Genomic DNA, 18,873 nt, shown 5'->3' with positions numbered 1-18,873 from the left:
CGATATAGATGGCGCATTATTTTGTTGGTGATATTCAAGGATGCTTCGAAGAGTTACAGCTCCTCCTGAATAATGTCGACTTTAACCCATCAAAAGATCAGCTTTGGGCTGTCGGGGATCTTGTGGCAAGAGGCCCGGGGTCGCTGGAAACCCTACGTTACTTTCGGCAACTTGAAGGCTCTGGACGAGTGGTGCTGGGAAATCATGACCTTCACCTTCTTGCGGTTAATGCCAAAATTAAGAGAGCCAATCCCAATGACAAGCTCGGCCCGTTACTCACTGCACCCGATATTGGCTCTCTGATTGACTGGTTACGAATGCAACCACTTTACCAAGAGCTGCCTGAGCATAATCTGGTGATGACTCATGCGGGAGTTCCTCCCCAGTGGAGTCTTGAAACCTTAAGAGAGGAGGCGGACCATGTTGCTGCAGCGCTGAGATCAGATGATTACCTCACCTCTCTTATCTGTCATATGTATACTAATGGTTCAAATTGCTGGCACGACTCCATGTCTGAATTAGAGCGTAAAATATACTGCATCAATGCCCTGACACGAATGAGGTTTCTGCACAGTGATGGGAGGCTCGACTTTGACTGCAAACTACCTCCATCGGCATGTGAAGACCCCGATCTATCACCTTGGTTTGAGCACTCAGGTTTGCTGAACTCCACGCATACATTAGTCTTCGGACATTGGGCCGCCGTGATGGGAAAAGTACCGTCAAGTACAATACATGCTCTCGATACGGGTTGTTGTTGGGGAGAGCATCTGACTCTCTGGCATTTAGAATCCAATCAAAAAATAACCCAAAACAAGTTAAAAAAGAGTTAAACTAAATGTGAAGTTGGCCGATAAAAATCAAACTAGAGTGCCAAGCCCTGAATTTTAAAAGTTTTTTACTAGGGAGTCGTGATCAACAGCTCTAGCTGATTGGTTACAGGAATTATAATAATAACTGGAGTACCCTATGAAAATGAATGTCGCCACTAGAGTCATTGGTGGGTTTAGTGTTGTCACCCTGTTACTCATCGCTTTGGGGGGAGCTTCATTATTTACCAATAGTAAACTCAAGACGAGTACTCAGGTACTGCAAGAGTTCAGCCTGCCGGCACTCGAATCCAGTGGTCATCTTGTGGAGAGCCTTTCCCTTCAAGAAACACAACTCCTAACCGCTTACCACAGTGACAATTCGAATAAAATTCCGGTAATCGAGAGCAAGTATTCAAAAAATAATCAAACATTTTTCAACGAATTAGATACGCTATCTAATATCGTCAGCACGCAGAAACAGACTGATTTAAATAGGATTATTTCAGATTTGCGTCAAAGCTACTCAAGTTTTGAAGCTGATGGTAAGAAGATGATCCAAACCAAGAAAAGTGCGCTTGCGACTCAAGAAAATTTAACCTCTAATTTAGAAGCTCTTGAGGAAGCGGCTGACGATACGGCCTCTCTTTTATTAGATCTTATCGATCTTGAAATAAGTAAAGATCCTGTCGAGCAGCAAATTGCGGCGACAGCCGGTGATATTGATAACAGCTTAAGTGGTATTGTCAGTACCAGTTTAGACTTAGTGAATAGCGGTGATAAGCAGCAACACGAAACCATCACACAGGAGCTAAACTACTTCATCAGGAATATCGACTATAAACTTGAATATTTAAAGAGTAATTGGGGAGAGTTTATTGACGAAGACCTACTTTCCGAGGTCAATGTCGAAGCAAAAAAAGTGCTTTCGATGCTTGAAGGCAATGGCTCTATTCAAGCCTTAAAAGGACGCCAATTGAACTTTGTATCTTCAACAGACCAGATGCTCAGTCAAGTCGAAAAAGATACTCAAAATCTCAATCAGAATATGAGAGCCTTAACCGATGCAGTAGAGTCTGTCTCGAAAGAGGTAAGTAACAAGGCAATCAGTGATATCGACGCTGCCAGTATCAATACTCTAATCTTGGTAATCGTTGCAATTGTGGTCTCTATTATTGTCAGTATTGCAGTGATCCGCCCCCTCACCCAATCTCTTGCCAAGGTCAATAATGCCCTTAATATCCTTGCATCGGGTAACTTGACACATAAATTAGATGATACCGGTCATGATGAATTTGCCGAACTATCCAAAAACTGTAATCGATTGGTCGACAGCTTACGAAATTTGATCCAGGGGATCTTAGATCGCTCTAATCAGCTTGCCGCAGCGGCAGAAGAAACGTCGGCCATCACAATGCAAACGACTGCCAGCATTCAGGAGCAGAAGAGTCAGGTCGATCAAGTCGCCACAGCCACGACGGAATTGAGCTCCAGCGCTCAGCAAGTGACGACAAGTGCCGATGATGCACTGCAGCAGATTAAGCAGGCTGATGATGAAGCGCTGCATATGCGAACCATTGCCGATGAGAATAAACAGACGATTCTTGCGCTGGCCGACGAAGTCGCTAAGGCTGGGGTTGTGATCAATAAAGTCCACTCCGATAGTGCCTCTATCGGCTCCATCCTCGATGTTATTCGAGGCATTGCCGAACAGACTAACCTATTGGCACTCAACGCGGCAATCGAAGCTGCCAGAGCCGGAGAACAGGGTCGTGGGTTTGCGGTCGTTGCAGATGAGGTGAGAAGCTTGGCCTCAAGGACTCAAGATTCTACACAAGAGATACAGCAGATGATCGAGGTACTGCAGCAAGGTGCTCAGGAAGCGGTCTCAGTGATGGAGATGGGGCGTGCTCAGGCAAGTTCTTGTGTCGATAAGACCGAACAGGCCAACATTGCACTCGAGAGCATCAGCGAATCCGTCCATCAAGCACATGACTCAGGCACTCATATCGCCCACGCTGCACAAGAGCAAAACATTGTCAGTCAGCAAGTTTCTGAGAAGCTTGAGCATATCGCAGCCATCTCGGAAGAGACCTCAACAGGCGCCGAACAAACGGCTCAATCGAGTCATCAAGTGGCCCAACTGGCCGAGGAGCTACAAGCTTCGGTGAGAGAATTTACTGTTTAACCCTCTTTGTTCCAGAAAAGTTTATTCCATAAAAAAGCCGGACTCAGTCCGGCTTTTTTTATTGAAACCCTGAAGCCTAACTGCCTGCTATACGCTCGTTAATGGCAGCCGTAATCGCACTGCCGCCATGTCCATTTACCTCGGACCACTGCACAATCGTCACTCCATCGGCTTCTGCCGCCTTTAAATCCGTTACAGAGAGGCGTTTAGCGACAAATTTGCCTACCTTATCTGAACCACTCTTCATCGCCGTACGAAGAAGGCTATCTCCATTACATGAGATACCACTATAGATATTGCGTAACTTTACTCGGTTCTCTTTTAATTTTTTACGCAGACGATTCTTATCATCAGCTTGCACATAGTTACATATATTAGCCGCCAGCTGATCGTTAGCTTGTGCAGGAATAGAGAAAGTAGACGCTGCGATAACCACAGCAAGGGTCGTTGGTAACAGACGCATCTGATACTCCTTTATTATTATTTATTTTTATACTGTAGAGCAGCAAACAATGATCTTTATATGCCCCACCCTGAAATTGAAACATAACAACCACGACAATTTAACATTTTTTCACCAAGTTGATAAAGCTATATTCCAGCCCTTTATCATTAATTGCAGTCTCTTTGCTAAGAAGCTCCCATCTAGCATCGTCCCATGGTGGAAAAAAGGTATCACCTTCGACATCCAGGTTTATTTCGGTGAGATACAGTTTATCGGCCTCTTTGAGTAAAGATGAGTACAATTGCCCTCCACCGATAACAACCAGCTCTTCACAGTCACCAGCAACCTCTTTTGCAGCTTCAAAAGAGGTAACACAAGTAACCCCTTCAATTTTGAGTGACTCTTGTCGGCTAATCACAATATTATGACGACCAGGCAATGGACGCCCGATTGACTCAAACGTCTTTCGTCCCATGACAATGGGTTTACCCAATGTCATCGCCTTGAAATGTTTAAGGTCCTCAGGAAGGTGCCAGGGCATTTGATTATCTTTACCGATAACACGATTGTTAGCCATCGCCGCTATCATGGCAATCTTCATAAAATCTCCAAGTTTTAGTTTTTAGAGCGCTCACTGGATCAGTGAGCGTGTAAATATCGAGGTTAAATAACCGGGCGTGTACGAAAGTAGAGCAGACTCGGCATAGCTAACCCTACAGACAGAGCCCCCAGAATAAACACCGTTTTCAGTCCATTGCTGATCACATCAGAGGTCAATTCCGGGCTAATCTCTGACTGAGCAGTAAGCTGGACGAGCGCTATCACCGTATTAAATGCATAGGTTCCGGGGATCATAGGAATAATGGCAGCAACGGCGTACATCAAGGGGGGCGCTAAATGACGCTTAGCAAAACCGATAGTGACTAAACCAACGAGAGCCGCTGCTGCGAATGTCGCCCATTCTATCGGTAGGCCTATATGCAACAAAAGCGTTCTAAAGCTATGGCCGAGCGCACCGGCTACTGCGCAGTATGGCAAGAAGCGTTTAGGCACGTTAAACACCATGGCAAAACCTACCGCCGGAATTGCTGAGAAAAACGCATCGTTGAGTAAGGCTAAGAGAAGTTCCATCATAAGAACAAGCCCCCCAGCTGCATCGCTATGGTAATTCCTATCACCGAAGAGACAGTCAACAGAGTTGCATGACCCCATCTCGATATCCCGACATTAAGGTGTCCTTTCACCATATCAGATATTGAATTAATCATAGGAAACCCCGGCACCAACATCAGCACACTCGCGGCCATAGGCAGTTTGGGCGTATCGGTAAGGGAGAACTGGTAACCGAGCTGAGCAATCAAGGTGGTAACGAAAGCCGTGACGGCAAAGTTAAGCAACAAGTTGAAGTGATGCTTAGCAATGGAGACCCTGACAAACATCCCTATCGAAGAAGCAAAAAAGGTGATCACAGATGCCGCTATATCGCCACCAAAGAGGTGACAAAAACTCGCACATGATAACCCTATCATAGGCACTAAATAACGCTTGGGATAAGTTCTGGGCTCTATGCGTGAGACACGCTTTCTGACTTCGTTGAGCCCATATAGGCCCTTTTCGGTCAGTAAACAGATCCTTTGAAGCTCACAGACGATGGTCATGTTGATACCATGCTCTCGAGTACGACGAGTCGTCGTAATACAACGACCATGGACCAGACTGGTTAAAACGAGGGAGTTTGAAGAGATGGATATTTCGACACCGGCGAGCCCCAGTGCATAGCCTAAGCGCTGACTTATCTCTTCGACAAGTTCCGATTCAGCGCCATAGGCCAACAAGAGTTGAGCAACCCGGACAATCTGCCGGGTTATATCATTTTGAGTATCTGCGTACATACTAATCTCGAACAGTATGGTCTCAAAAAAATAGCCTCAATTAAACATTATCGATAGAGGGAGACAACGACTATCTTTGATAGATAACTTCAACATCATAGTCATCGTCATCGAAGTCATCATCGTCTGAATCATCAAAATCTTCATTTAACGAATCACTGTCTTTATGATAATTATCCCACTTGAATTCGACTTCGGCTTCTACATCCACCTCTTCCTCTTCAGGAAGTGAATCGATGAAGTCGACAAGCTTCAAACTAAGCTCTTCGGTCCCTTCACGATTATAAGCTGAGATGGTAAAGACTTCGCCTTTCCACTCTAACTCTTTCACGATATGGTCGATACGTTCCTGAAGTTCCTCTTCGAGCAGCAGATCTTTTTTATTGATCACTAACCAGCGTGGCTTGCTCGCAAGCTTTGGTGAGTGCTTTTCAAGCTCACCAACGATAGCTCTTGCCGACTCGATAGGGTCGCTGCCATCGATCGGATCGATATCCACAAGATGCAACAACACACGACAACGCTCAAGGTGCTTCAAGAATCGAACACCAAGACCCGCACCATCGGCAGCACCTTCGATTAGACCAGGAATATCGGCAATAACGAAACTTTGACCGTGTCTTGGGTTAACAACACCAAGGTTAGGAACTAAAGTTGTGAAAGGATAATCTGCGACTTTAGGCTTGGCTCTGGATACCGAACGGATAAACGTTGATTTACCAGCATTAGGCATACCCAGAAGACCAACATCGGCAAGCAACATCAGCTCAAGCTTAAGGCTTCGAACCTCACCGGGAGTTCCCAGTGTTTTCTGTCTTGGAGCGCGGTTAGTACTACTCTTAAAGCGAGTATTACCTAATCCATGAAAACCACCTTTAGCCACAAGCATTCTTTGACCATGAGCAGTTAAATCTCCGAGAGACTCTTCAGTTTCTTCGTCGATAGCGCGTGTGCCAACAGGAACCTTGAGAACTAAGTCCTCACCACCATGACCGGTACAGTCGCGACCACGGCCGTTTTTACCACGCTCGGCACGATGAAAACGTTCAAACTGGAAATCGATTAGTGTGTTAAAACTTTCATCTGCTTGCAGATATACACTACCGCCATCACCACCATCGCCGCCATCAGGGCCGCCATCGGGTACATATTTTTCGCGTCTGAAACTCACGCAACCACTACCACCATCACCAGCTTCAACTCTGATCACAGCTTCATCGACAAACTTCATACTTACTCCTGGCACCACAGACTAAAAGGATTATACGTCTTTCTATCCAAGGTCGCCAAAAAACAATTTGTAAACCCATTAAAACAATAAAGCCCCACCAAAGGCGGGGCTTTAATAAGCAATCTTAGCAGAAGCTAAAGATTAGCCTTCGATGCTAATGAACTTGCGGTTCTTAGGACCTTTAACTTCGAACTTAACTTTACCGTCAGTCAAAGCGAATAGAGTATGGTCACGACCAATACCTACGTTTACACCAGCGTGGAACTTAGTACCACGTTGACGAACAATGATGTTACCAGCAAGAACTGATTCGCCACCAAAGCGCTTTACACCAAGACGTTTACTTTCTGAATCGCGGCCGTTACGAGTAGAACCGCCAGCTTTTTTATGTGCCATGAGTTAGACTCCTAATTAAGCGTTGATAGCCGTAATTTTAACTTCGGTGAACCATTGACGATGGCCCATTTTCTTGTCGTGGTGCTTACGACGACGGAACTTAACAATAGTTACTTTCTCAGCACGGCCGTGGCTAACTACTTCAGCAACAACCTTACCACCTGCAACTAGAGGTGCACCAACATGAACAGTCTCACCGTCAGCAACCAAAAGAACTTGGTCAAACTCAACAGTATCGCCTGTAGCGACTTCTAATTTTTCTAGACGAACAGTATGGCCTTCGGCAACACGATGTTGCTTACCACCACTTTGAAAAACAGCGTACATAGCTATTTTACTCCGATATTTCAAACACGCCGGCTCATTATGTGAGGCAGGGGTGTTATAAAAGCTTTAATGACAATGGTCGCGGAGTTTACGCTAAGAACTCCCACCTGACAAGCCCTAATTAAGTAAGAATAAAAAAAGATCGGAATTAATCCCACTATCTCCTTCTAACGCTGTCTTGAATGGCGTTTCTTAGGTAGAATCCATATCATTATAACATTCATGCCTTCATTTGGGCCGCCTTTTTTATTGCGGCCCCACAAAACCAGAGCCTATATATGGATTTAAACGCCATTCGTCAGTTAGCCGATAACGATATGCAAAACGTTAACAAGCTAATATACAAACAACTAGAATCTGATGTCGCCCTAATCAATCAGTTAGGTTTCTACATTATCAATGGTGGTGGTAAGCGCATGCGTCCACTACTATCTATCCTGGCAGCTCGTGCCATCGACTATAAAGGTGAAGCACACCTTAAGCTGGCGGCAATTATCGAGTTTATCCATACCGCTTCGCTGTTGCATGATGATGTTGTCGATGAGTCCATGTTGCGCCGCGGCAGAGAGACGGCCAATGCACTCTTTGGTAACAGCGCAAGCGTATTGGTAGGCGACTTCCTCTATACACGTTCGTTTCAGATGATGACTGAACTTGGCAACATGGAAGTCCTTGAAGTGCTTGCCGATGCCACGAATGTGCTTGCCGAAGGTGAAGTATTGCAGCTAATGAACTGTAATGACCCTGACACGACTGAAGAGAGTTACATGCGTGTCATCTATTGTAAAACAGCTAAACTCTTCGAGGCTGCCACACGTTTAGCCGGTGTACTTGCACAAAGCCCTATCGAAGCGCAAAACGCACTGGCCGATTACGGGAAGTTCTTAGGGACGGCATTCCAGTTAACCGATGATCTATTGGACTATACTGCCGATACCGAAGAGTTAGGCAAGAATATTGGTGATGATCTTGCTGAAGGTAAGCCAACTCTGCCACTTATTTATGCCATGGCACACGGTACTGAAAAAGAGCAAGAGTTAATCCGCACGGCAATAGAAAAAGGGGATGGTACTCAGAATATTGAAGAGATCCTCAATGCATTGCACAGCTGCGGTGCCTTAGACTATACATTCAGGCGCGCACTAGAGGAGTCTGATAAGGCAATAGAAGCCTTGTCAATCATCCCTGAGAGTGATTACAAACAAGCACTGATATCATTAGCTAAGATTGCCGTAGAGCGTAGCAACTAGTCTTACGCCTAACATTCGAACAATAAAAAAGGAGCCCTGAGGCTCCTTTTTTTGCTTGGACCTATTACCAACCGGTAGTAAGCCCTGAAATGACTATTTAACGAATTCTACACCTAGCTTGATATCGGCCTTGAGTGTATCGAGCATAGCATCACGAGCATTGGCTTCGAATTCACTGACTTCACCGTAGGCCAGTACCGATTCAACGCCATTCTTACCTAAGAGGATAGGCTGTGCGAAGAAATCTGCGTGTTCACTGCCGCCGTCGACATAGGCACACTCAATCACATTCTCTTCACCTTGAAGACCACGTACCAGAGACAAACCGAAGCGACATGCCGCCTGGCCCATGGAAAGAGTCGCGCTTCCGCCACCGGCTTTAGCTTCAACCACTTCTGTACCCGCATTTTGGATACGTGTAGTCAATGCTGCAACTTCTTCATCGCTAAAGCTTACGCCTTGAACTTGAGAAAGAAGCGGAAGGATAGTCACACCACTGTGGCCACCGATAACATTGATCTTAACATCATCAACATTCAGACCTTTTGCTTCGGCAATAAAGGTTTCAGAACGGATCACATCGAGTGTCGTTACACCGAAAAGACGATTCTTATCGTATACACCAGCAGCTTTTAGTACTTCTGCGGCGATGGCGACTGTAGTGTTAACCGGGTTAGTGATAATACCGATAAGTGCTTTAGGACAAGCAGCGGCACACTTCTCGACCAGATTTCTAACAATGCCGGCATTGATATTGAATAGATCCGAGCGATCCATGCCAGGCTTACGAGCCACACCGGCAGAGATCAATACAACGTCCGCACCTTCAAGCGCAGGTGTTGGATCTTCACCGGCAAAACCTTTAACTTCTACGGCTGTCGGGATATGACTAAGATCAACCGCAACACCAGGTGTTACAGGAGCAATATCATAAAGTGACAATTTTGAACCTGCAGGTAATTGAGTTTTTAATAGTAGGGCAAGAGCCTGGCCAATACCGCCAGCGGCACCAAGTACAGCAACTTTCATAGTTATCTCCGTCATTTCTTGGATATTTGTGATATAGATCTATATCTCTCAATGCCGCCACATTACTGTAATCACGCTTAAAATTCAATTATCCCTTAGTCTTGGTTAGAATAAATTTTTGTTCTACATCAATAAACAACCGAAATAAGCGCAATAAAGCAACATAAGAGCAAACACACACTCTACCTCGAGTACTAAAAAAACCTTGCCATGCCCCCTCCTCCTTGTTCCGGTTACTATTTATTTACTTATACACCTCGCCACACACCTTAAGTTGCATTTTTATTCATAAAACTCGGATATTTGTTGACAAAAACACCAGTTATATTCAACATGGCAATGATTTTTGAATAAAGAACAATAAAATTATGCAAGCAAATAGAAGTCAAGACGACCTAGTTAAGACCTTTAAGGCAATTTTGAAAGAGGAGCGATTTGGCTCTCAGAGTGAAATTGTCCTCGCCCTTCAGGCTGAAGGGTACGGAAATATTAATCAATCCAAAGTCTCAAGGATGCTAAGCAAGTTTGGGGCTGTGCGCACTCGTAATGCGAAACAAGAGATGGTTTATTGCCTTCCGGCGGAGCTGGGAGTACCGACAGCAGGTAGCCCACTAAAGAATTTAGTATTGGATGTCGATCACAACCAATCCATGATAGTGGTAAGAACCAGTCCTGGGGCGGCGCAGCTTATCGCACGCCTTCTCGACTCGATAGGAAAGCCTGAAGGTATTCTTGGTACAATTGCCGGCGATGATACGATTTTCATCACGCCATCAAATATTCATGAGATAGATAAAACCTTAGATACGGTGAAGTCACTGTTTAATTTTAATGACTAACTCTTACAGGCTTGTGGTTAGTGGCGCCTGTTCACAAGCTGCTATCGGAATGTTCTGAACACTCAGCAAGATTCAAATCTATTCACATTCAAAGAGGCGCTTCGCGTCTCTTTTTGTTTTCCCCTTCCCTGCCAGAAAATTTGATTGTATCCAATATATTGAATTGCCATAACATTCATGAGAAATTAGAGATTCGAAAGCTATATCTAGGGCTAAGGATACTTTATGACAACAACCAAAATAATTAAAGTCGATGATATTTGCTGGGAATCCTGGCAACATTCAGCTAAATATACCAGCCAACAAAAACACATAGGCGATGCCGTAGGTTGCGAAAAAATCGGCGTCACCATGGAGCGCCTCGCCCCGGGAAAGATATCGACAGTTGCACATTACCATACCAAAGAGGAGGAACACTTATATGCCCTACAGGGCGAAGCCACCTTGCTTATTAACGGTGAGCCCCACCCTTTTAAACAGGGAGATTATGTCTGTTTTAATGCCGATACCGCCATTGCACATACCCTAAGAAACGACTCGAATGAAGAGTTTACCTTCCTCGTCATCGGCAATAGAGATAAGCACGATGTCGTTGTCTATCCGGAGAATAATAAGGTGTTAGTCAGGGCCGTCGATGAAATATACGCCAAACGGCCGACGAATTACTGGGATCCCGATACCGATACCGATACCGATAAATAATGATAACTCAGCTAGATACCTTCTTTTAGGAATAAAAAAACGCACTAAAAATAGTGCGTTTTTTGTGTCTGTTTCAATCAGTCAAATCTTATTCGCCAGCCTGATTTTCCAGAAAGTCGAGCGAAGGAGCGAAGAAAGAGGAGCCGGTCAGAGCCTGAGTAAAGTGCAGCAGATGATCATGATTTCCGTGGCCGTCGCCGTGAACCATACTCTTAAGCATATGTTCAAAGTTTACTGAGTTACGGCAAGTAGAGATAAACATCAGACCTTGCTCTTTTACCGTTCCGTAAGGCATGCTCTGCCTTAATATCTCCATTGACTTACCATCGGCGTCTTTTAAATTAACACGCTTAATATGACTGGTTAATGGCTTGTCCTCTGAGGCATACTCAATATTATCTAATTTGGTTCTGCCGACAATATCTTCCTGCTTTTTCTGCGGCAATCGGTTCCACTTACTCAAGTTATGAGCGAACTTCTGCACATGGACATAACTGCCGCCCTTAAACGCCTCATCTTCAATTCCGACGAGTGCCACCTCTTGACGGTTACGACCTTTGGGATTCTCCGTTCCATCGACAAAACCTGTCAGGTCTCGGTTATCCATAAACCGGAAGCCACGCTCTTCTTCGATAAGTTCAACCAGGCCTTCAAACATTTGGCAAACTTCATTAGCAACCAGGTGAAGTATATCGAATCGGTCACAACGAATTTGAACGAAAAGGTCATACTCCAAAGCTGGGGCATCACGAGTATCTGCGTTCATGGCAGGAAAAGGCTTTAATGCTGTAGGGCGAGCCGATGGATATAGGCTATCCCAATAATTCGCGCCAATGGCCACAAAACCATTAAAGGCACTATCGGCATATTGATCGGTAAGCTCGTAGATATATTGAGCCACATTAGCGATACAAGGCCGTAATTGAGATTCTCCCCCTTCATTGGCATTGAACATCAAATACACACTGTGCAAGTTACCTTCTGCACACACTCCCAACTGTTCACGTGGCATAGCCTGATTATCCATCTCTTTGATTACCTTTTCACTAATTCATATTCGGCATCATTATCCATAACTTTAGATAATAATGGTATTAACTGACGCACAATTAACATTTTATTTGAACCAGTTAAATCAATATGAAACATTAAAAACTAATATCCTGCCGCTTGGCCATCTTTCCGACTCTCTGATGCCCCTCTATAAACACCTGTTTCAGTATTTATCGAAATGGCTTGATATCCACCAAAGGCACCAAGACTATCGCGAATAACATGCCCTTTCTTCTGCAGTTCTCTGCGTACCTTCATATCAAAGCCTGACTCTAAGCTGATATATCCACCATCTAACATCTGCTCTCCCGTCGGCTGAGACGAGCCAGTATGAAGAATTCTAGGTGCGTCTCCCGCTTCCTGCAAATTCATATCAAAGTCGATCAGATTGATTAAAACTTGTGCATGCATCTGCGGCTGAGTAGCCCCTCCCATGACTCCAAAACTCAACCAAGGTTTATTGTCTTTGGTGACAAATGCCGGAATGATGGTATGAAAAGGCCTCTTACCCGGGGCGTAGCTATTAAAGCGTCCCGGCTTAAGGTCGAACAGTTGACCACGGTCCTGCAGAACAAATCCTAAACTAGGTGGCGTCATCCCTGAGCCCATACCGCGATAATTACTCTGAATAAGAGAGACCATGTTGCCCTCCCTATCGGCGGTAGTCAGGTACACAGTATCACCATGCTGCAACGCCGGATGGCCGGCATCGACACGCTTAGCGGCCCTGTTAGCATTAATTAATGTTGAGCGTTGATAATTGTATGTTTCACTTAGAAGCTCAGAAACCGGAATGCTATTGAACGCCGTATCGGCATAAAATTTTGCTCGGTCGGCAAAGGCCAGCTTTTTGGCCTCAACAAAATGGTGTGTATATTCGGCGCTATCTTGCCCCATCCCTTTTAGATCAAAGGGCTCCAGGGTTTTGAGGATCTGCAGCGCGGCAATTCCCTGACCATTGGGTGGTAACTCCCAAACATCATAGCCACGATAATTAACCGAAACAGGATCAACCCATTCACTGGAGTGTCCACTTAAATCATCGTATGAGAGGTAACCTCCCTGCGCTTCCATATAGCTGGCAATAGTCCTGGCAATATCTCCTTTATAAAAAGCATCCCGCCCTTTCTCCGCTATTTTCTCATAGGTCGATGCCAGTGCAGGATTCTTAAAAATATCTCCAACTTCAGGCATGGCGCCGCTAGGCATATAAGTCTCTTTGAACCCGGGGAATATGGCTAACTTTGTGGCACTACGCGCTAAATAGTAAGCAATTAATTCAGAGACTGGAAAGCCTTTACGGGCGTAGTCGATTGCAGGCGCTAAATTTACTGACATAGCTAACTTGCCAAATCTCTCGTGCAGCTCAAACCAGCCGTCAACAGCACCGGGAACAGAGACAGGAATAGGTCCATAAGGTGGAAGGTAGTCTAACCCTAAGGCTTGTATTTTGTCTAAGGTAAGGCTCTTGGGGCTTCTGCCTGAGGCGTTGAGTCCATAGAGGCGTTTATCTTTAGCGCTCCAGACAATGGCAAATAGATCGCCACCGATCCCAGCACCTGTAGGTTCGACGAGCCCGAGCATAGCGTTGGCGGCAATGGCAGCATCGACGGCGCTGCCACCCAGCTTAAGAATATCGAGCGCAACCTGTGTGGCTAATGGCTGACTCGTCGCCGCCATGCCATTAGTGGCGTAGACCTCTGAACGTGTGGCGAATGACTCGCCAGTAACTCTATCCATGGCACACGCACCCATGGAGAAAAAGGTTGCAGTTATTATTAATTTTTTAAGCATAACCCCTCCGATAACTTTCTAAGCTAACATATGAGGAGGTAAATTAACTCAGAATACGACTAAAGAATGTGCCTGTGTGTGAAGGTTTACTTTCTGACCTGGTGCCAATTGACTGAATTGACTTTTAACCTCATAAAACTGCTGAGCTATCTGAACCTGGTAGTGGCAAATATTGCCCAAGAAACGGCGCTCGACTATGACTCCCTCCCCCTCCTCGTCGGGGGTTATCTCAAGCTGATGAGGTCTTAGCAATATCTCTCCGTGATAACTCACAGGTTGGGATAAAGCACGGGTACTGACTAATTTTCCCAGGGGAGTCTCGACGCTGAATGCATCGGTAACCGATGCGGGTATGTAGTTACCACTGCCTAAGAAGTCGGCCACATATCTATCCTTAGGGGACGTATATAGCTCTTCGGCGGTACCGTATTGAACAATATAGCCATCTTTGAAAAGCGCGAGTTTGTCGGCAAAAACGAAAGCCTCATCTTTACTGTGCGTCACAAAGACCGCACTGACATTGCGCTGTTTTAATATTGCACGTATCTCCAGCATCATCTCGCCTCGAACCTTAGCATCGATATTTGAAAATGGTTCATCGAGGAGTAATAGTTCCGGCTCATAGGCTAAGGCTCTGGCGATAGAGACACGCTGCTGTTGGCCACCGGAAAGCTCATGGGGATATCGCTCTGACAGGCCATCGAGCTTAACCAGAGAAAGCATCTCATCGAGTCTGGCTTTCCTCTGCTCTTTGGTTGCATCTTTAACACCGAATAAGATGTTGTCAGCGACATTCAGGTGTGGAAATAGCGCATAGTCCTGAAAGATCATGCCGATCCCACGCTGCTCGCTTGGCTCAAACCGGTCGGGGCCGGATAATATCTGACCATTAATACAGATCTCCCCCTCAGTGATAGGTTGCAGGCCCGCAATCGCCCTGAGCAAGGTTGTTTTACCACAGCCGCTGGGCCCGAGAAGAGCAGCAATCTCCCCCTTTGCCAGAGTTAAATCCAAGCCTCTTAAGACCTGTTGCTCCTGATAATGGCTATGAACACCTTTAATACTTAATGTCGACATATTCGTTTACTTACTCAAAGAGCCGTTAAGATGAATTTATTGGGGTCACAAAACAAAATCACAACGCCCCCCTAAACCGACTGGTTAGGTCGATTAGCTTTCTTGTTCCAAAGAGCGATTGAGATAGATAAGCGGGACTAAACCCACCAATACAATAACAATTGCGGCCAGCGCACCATGTTCCAACTGCTCATCTGAAACAAATTGAAAAACATAGGTCGCCAGATTTTCAAATCCGACAGGTCTGAGAAGCAAGGCTGCGGGTAACTCTTTCATACACTCAATAAACACCAGCAATAACCCGGCAAATATGCCCCGCCTCAACAGGGGGATATGAACTCGACATAATAGCGACCTCGGTTTTAAGCCCATGGTGATAGCAGCCATATCCAGAGACGGCGAGATGCGCTTATAACTACTTTCGACACTGCCGATAGCTATAGCGGAGAACCGGATACAAAAAGCGAAGATGAGAACAAATACACTACCGGTAAATATTAACCCCGGGCCTCGATGACCCAAGTACTCATAAAGATCGTTCACCGCGAAATCGAGATAGGTTAGCGGCACTAAAATACCGATAGCCAAAACAGTTCCCGGTAGTGCATATCCCGTAGAGGCAAAACGCGAGGGAAGGAGATCCGCTCTCCTTGGACTTATTCGGCGAATAAACATCAAGAGCACACCGATGAAAACCGCAATGACACTGACTATCCCTGAGATATATAGACTGTTCAGACTATATTCCCAGAAAGCACTACTCCAGCTCTGATCGAAATACTCCCACGCATATTGAAGTAAGATAATAAATGGCAGCAGAAATGAGAAAAAAAGTAATGCGCTACAATAACCGCTGGCTAACTTAGCCCTCATCCCCTTAAGCAGATATAGCTCTACTTGATTAACGCCCGTTTGCTTTTGAAAGAGTTGTTGCTTTCTGCGTGCAAATCGCTCGAAGCCTATCATGGAAAAAACCACAAGTAACATGATGGCAGAGAGCTTGGCGGCGGCAGATAAGCTGCCATATTCGAGCCAAGTATCATACACAGCTGTGGTCAAGGTGGGCACGGCAAAATAGCTCACGGTCGCAAAGTCTGCAGCAGTTTCCATCGCCACGAGTGCGACACCGACGGCTAAGGCAGGCCTTGCCATGGGGAGACTCAGATGCCAAAAACTCCGCCATGGACCACACCCCATGACGCGAGCGGCGTGCTGCAGGCTTGAGGATTGCTCCATAAATGTGGTTCGTGCGAGCAGATAGATGTAGGGAAACAGGACCAGAGAAAGCATCAAAGATGCCCCACCTAAACTCCTCACCTCGGGAAAATAATAATCTTGTGGCGACTGCCAGGCAAACAGTTCACGCAAGAGTTTTTGCAGCGGCCCCGCATAATCGAGCAGATCGGTATAAACATAAGCTACCACATAAGCCGGCATCGCCAATGGAAGTAACAGCGCCCATTGAAATATTCTTCTTCCTGGGAAATGACACTTAGCCACTAACCAGGCAGCGGGAATTGCGATGATGAGCGATCCCAAGCCAACCCAAAACATCAATAACAGAGTATTGGCGACATAGGTAGGCAGCACAGTCTCGAGAAGGTGAGCAAAAACCGCTTCATCAGGCACCAGTGCCTGAGTGATTATAGCAACGAGTGGTAATGTGATGATTGCTGCGATCAGATAACCGAGAAAAGACCAGCTTCTGGATAAACCTAAGATCATGATTATACCAATTTCATTAAATATGTTATCAATTCAGAATCACTCAGACATTTCAATTCAAGGCGCATTGCTGAAAGATTTATCCACTGTAATTTATAGCTCAATTATCCACTATAAACCTAAACTCAAACTTAAATAAGAATGATTATAATTCTAAAAGAATGAAAAAGACTCACAAAATAAAAAGCCTCCCAACGGAAGGCTAAATTGAATTAAAAATTCGGATGACTAAAGATCGAATTTAACCTGATCTAACAGCTTTACCGCCGTTTTGTGATACTCGGCAAGCTTGAAGATAGGAAGGCTGTCGGCCTTAAAGTCTCCCCAAGATGCGACTAACTCTGATGGAGCAACATCCTCATTAATCGGGTACTCATAATTCACTTCAGCGTAGGCTTTTTGAGCCTCATCACCGGAAAGATACTCCATCAATTTAATGGCGTTCTCTTTGTTCGGTGCATATTTAGCTAATGCCATTCCCGATACATTGATGTGCGAACCACGGTTGGCCTGATTCGGGAAGTTTATCTCAACAGATTCAGCCCATGGAACCTGTTTTGGATCCTGAAGCATTTTCCCCAGGTAGTAACTATTTCCGATGGCGATATCACACAAGCCCTCTTTTACCGCTTTAACCTGAGCACGATCATTACCCTGAGGTTTACGGGCTAAGTTAGCTTTCAACCCCTCTAGCCAGCTTCTCGTTTCAGCTTCACCATGGTGAGCAATCATAGAGGCGACTAAAGAGATGTTATATGGATGCTTTCCGCTTCGGGTACAGATCTTACCCATGTATTTAGGGTCGGAAAGGTCCTCATAATCTATGGCGAGTTTCCCCAATCTCTCCTTCGATGAATATACATTTCGAACTCTCATCGTCAGTGAATACCAATTATCATCAGGGGAGCGGAATTTCGTAGGAATATTATTATTTAATACTTCACTCGATGCCTGTACCACTAACTCTTTATCGACCAACTCCATCAAACGTGAGAAGTCTGATGTCAGCACGATATCGGCAGGCGACAGTCTCCCTTCACGTACCATGCGCTCTGCAATGCCCTTCTTAGAAAAAACAACCTCGACATCAATACCCGTTTCTTTGGTAAAGTTTTCCAGGATAGGGTCAATCAAAAATGCTTGTCGATATGAATATACAGTTAGCTTTTCAGCCGCATTAGCTGCTGACGCTAAGCAAACCAAGCCTAATATGGACAAACTTCTTGCGATCTTCATTTACACATCTCCCTCACAACACTGGCCAGCAATCAAGTAATGATAATTATTATCAATCGCAATAAGAGTAATGAATCCATCACAAATGAGCAAGCAGTATCAGTATAAATGTTAACTTAACAACAATTTCACCCTAACATAGCTCAAAAAACATGGCCTGACTTCAAACGTTAAACCAAGTTTCATAGGAGGTACAATGGACAGTCAGCGATATTGTAGGCTCGTCTCAACTGGGTCTGGTACTCTGCATCGCCGGTTCGGTTTCAAAGTCCGAAAGCCAACTGGAGATCGCGGGCGCAAGTTTTCGCCAACTAATATCGGGATGCCTGAAATCCAAATACTCTAATAAACAGGCTAAACTGATCTGCTGAATAACCAGACGGGGTCTTGATATCACACCTGAACGCTCGAGTTGCTTTAGCCCCCTAAACAGGGCTTGCTCATGTCTTGCTGTCCAAAATAAGGACCGCTTCCCCTCCTCTCTCAACTGCTCCTGTCTTAATGCAACGGCGCTATCTAACATTCCTTTGATTAATGAAAAGTGGCTTTCGTTTCTCCAATCATGAACACCCGCTCCAAACAATTGGCTCCTGCCAAATTCAAAATCAAAGAAGCGTAATATCACCTCACTGTCATAAATGGCTGAGCCATCATTGAGCTGAAGACAGGGGATCTTCCCCAGTGGATTGGCTTGAAGCAATGCCTCACTATTATCGAAGGGATCTGTTTTTAACTCATCGATACCGTCAATTTCGAGATAGCGAATAACAACCCGAACACAACGAGCATAGGGAGAAGCATCTGAATAGAAGAGTTTCATTTAATCAATCCTTTGAGCCAAGAGTTGCAAGTAAAAATGATCATGCTGAAAAGCACTCAA

Annotated in this window: 19 protein-coding genes; 5 read left to right on the top strand and 14 right to left on the bottom strand. The window is 45.2% G+C overall.

Translation table 11 applies throughout. The annotated features are described in order from the left end of the window. The first annotated feature begins 8 nt into the window (after nt 1–8). Entirely contained in the window at nt 9–833 is an 825-nt protein-coding gene (locus SSED_RS04945) for a symmetrical bis(5'-nucleosyl)-tetraphosphatase (protein WP_012141309.1), read from the top strand. A gap of 136 nt (nt 834–969) precedes the next feature. After that, the gene (locus tag SSED_RS04940) at nt 970–2,997 is read left to right on the top strand and encodes a methyl-accepting chemotaxis protein (RefSeq protein WP_012141308.1); all 2,028 of its coding nucleotides are present in this window, start codon (nt 970–972) and stop codon (nt 2,995–2,997) included. 76 nt (nt 2,998–3,073) lie between these two features. On the opposite strand, the gene SSED_RS04935 is transcribed toward SSED_RS04940, so the two are convergent. From SSED_RS04935 to rplU, 7 genes are all read right to left on the bottom strand, one after another. After that, a complete protein-coding gene (locus tag SSED_RS04935) occupies nt 3,074–3,460 on the bottom strand; it encodes a DUF3718 domain-containing protein (protein WP_012141307.1) in 387 nt (128 codons plus the stop codon). 100 nt (nt 3,461–3,560) lie between these two features. Next, the gene (gene folA, locus SSED_RS04930; RefSeq protein WP_012141306.1) at nt 3,561–4,043 is read right to left on the bottom strand and encodes a type 3 dihydrofolate reductase; all 483 of its coding nucleotides are present in this window, start codon (nt 4,041–4,043) and stop codon (nt 3,561–3,563) included. A gap of 62 nt (nt 4,044–4,105) precedes the next feature. Further along, the gene (locus SSED_RS04925; RefSeq protein WP_041421543.1) at nt 4,106–4,576 is read right to left on the bottom strand and encodes a threonine/serine exporter family protein; all 471 of its coding nucleotides are present in this window, start codon (nt 4,574–4,576) and stop codon (nt 4,106–4,108) included. Continuing rightward, nucleotides 4,573–5,334, bottom strand: a complete 762-nt coding sequence (locus SSED_RS04920; RefSeq protein ID WP_012141304.1) for a threonine/serine exporter family protein — start codon at nt 5,332–5,334, stop codon at nt 4,573–4,575. The genes SSED_RS04925 and SSED_RS04920 overlap by 4 nt, the downstream gene beginning before the upstream one ends. A 70-nt stretch (nt 5,335–5,404) precedes the next feature. After that, the gene (gene cgtA, locus SSED_RS04915) at nt 5,405–6,565 is read right to left on the bottom strand and encodes an Obg family GTPase CgtA (RefSeq protein ID WP_012141303.1); all 1,161 of its coding nucleotides are present in this window, start codon (nt 6,563–6,565) and stop codon (nt 5,405–5,407) included. Nucleotides 6,566–6,706: 141 nt separating this feature from the next. Continuing rightward, nucleotides 6,707–6,961: a 50S ribosomal protein L27 gene (gene rpmA, locus SSED_RS04910; protein ID WP_012141302.1), complete on the bottom strand. Its 255-nt coding sequence runs from the start codon at nt 6,959–6,961 to the stop codon at nt 6,707–6,709. Between the two features lie 15 nt (nt 6,962–6,976). Continuing rightward, a complete protein-coding gene (gene rplU, locus SSED_RS04905) occupies nt 6,977–7,288 on the bottom strand; it encodes a 50S ribosomal protein L21 (RefSeq protein ID WP_012141301.1) in 312 nt (103 codons plus the stop codon). Between the two features lie 278 nt (nt 7,289–7,566). Between rplU and ispB the strand changes: the two genes are divergently transcribed. Continuing rightward, nucleotides 7,567–8,538: an octaprenyl diphosphate synthase gene (gene ispB / locus SSED_RS04900; protein WP_012141300.1), complete on the top strand. Its 972-nt coding sequence runs from the start codon at nt 7,567–7,569 to the stop codon at nt 8,536–8,538. 93 nt (nt 8,539–8,631) lie between these two features. Here ispB and mdh read toward each other — a convergent pair whose 3' ends face one another. Then, nucleotides 8,632–9,567, bottom strand: coding sequence for a malate dehydrogenase (mdh, locus tag SSED_RS04895; RefSeq protein WP_012141299.1), 936 nt, complete (start codon nt 9,565–9,567; stop codon nt 8,632–8,634). 368 nt (nt 9,568–9,935) lie between these two features. On the opposite strand from mdh, the gene argR reads away from it, so the two are divergent. Both argR and SSED_RS04885 read left to right on the top strand, forming a co-directional pair. After that, nucleotides 9,936–10,406: a transcriptional regulator ArgR gene (gene argR, locus SSED_RS04890; RefSeq protein ID WP_012141298.1), complete on the top strand. Its 471-nt coding sequence runs from the start codon at nt 9,936–9,938 to the stop codon at nt 10,404–10,406. A gap of 225 nt (nt 10,407–10,631) precedes the next feature. Further along, a complete protein-coding gene (locus SSED_RS04885) occupies nt 10,632–11,108 on the top strand; it encodes a cupin domain-containing protein (protein ID WP_012141297.1) in 477 nt (158 codons plus the stop codon). Between the two features lie 88 nt (nt 11,109–11,196). Here SSED_RS04885 and SSED_RS04880 read toward each other — a convergent pair whose 3' ends face one another. The 6 genes from SSED_RS04880 to SSED_RS04855 form a co-directional block, all read right to left on the bottom strand. After that, nucleotides 11,197–12,135: a Dyp-type peroxidase gene (locus tag SSED_RS04880; RefSeq protein ID WP_012141296.1), complete on the bottom strand. Its 939-nt coding sequence runs from the start codon at nt 12,133–12,135 to the stop codon at nt 11,197–11,199. A gap of 128 nt (nt 12,136–12,263) precedes the next feature. Beyond that, nucleotides 12,264–13,955 carry a gamma-glutamyltransferase gene (gene ggt, locus SSED_RS04875; RefSeq protein ID WP_012141295.1) on the bottom strand — a complete coding sequence of 564 codons (1,692 nt, stop codon included), beginning with the start codon at nt 13,953–13,955 and terminating at the stop codon, nt 12,264–12,266. A gap of 48 nt (nt 13,956–14,003) precedes the next feature. After that, complete coding sequence (locus SSED_RS04870; RefSeq protein ID WP_012141294.1) at nt 14,004–15,032, bottom strand: ABC transporter ATP-binding protein; 1,029 nt, start codon at nt 15,030–15,032, stop codon at nt 14,004–14,006. Nucleotides 15,033–15,125: 93 nt separating this feature from the next. After that, nucleotides 15,126–16,757: an ABC transporter permease gene (locus SSED_RS04865; protein WP_012141293.1), complete on the bottom strand. Its 1,632-nt coding sequence runs from the start codon at nt 16,755–16,757 to the stop codon at nt 15,126–15,128. Between the two features lie 228 nt (nt 16,758–16,985). Continuing rightward, nucleotides 16,986–17,993, bottom strand: a complete 1,008-nt coding sequence (locus tag SSED_RS04860; RefSeq protein ID WP_012141292.1) for a Fe(3+) ABC transporter substrate-binding protein — start codon at nt 17,991–17,993, stop codon at nt 16,986–16,988. A 226-nt stretch (nt 17,994–18,219) separates the two neighbouring features. Further along, a complete protein-coding gene (locus tag SSED_RS04855; RefSeq protein WP_012141291.1) occupies nt 18,220–18,813 on the bottom strand; it encodes a glutathione S-transferase N-terminal domain-containing protein in 594 nt (197 codons plus the stop codon). Between the last annotated feature and the right edge of the window lie 60 nt (nt 18,814–18,873).

This window comes from Shewanella sediminis HAW-EB3 (genome assembly GCF_000018025.1).
Classification (GTDB): domain Bacteria; phylum Pseudomonadota; class Gammaproteobacteria; order Enterobacterales; family Shewanellaceae; genus Shewanella; species Shewanella sediminis.
Note: the sequence above shows the minus strand (reverse complement) of the source record. Positions and strands in the feature narration are given on the sequence as shown.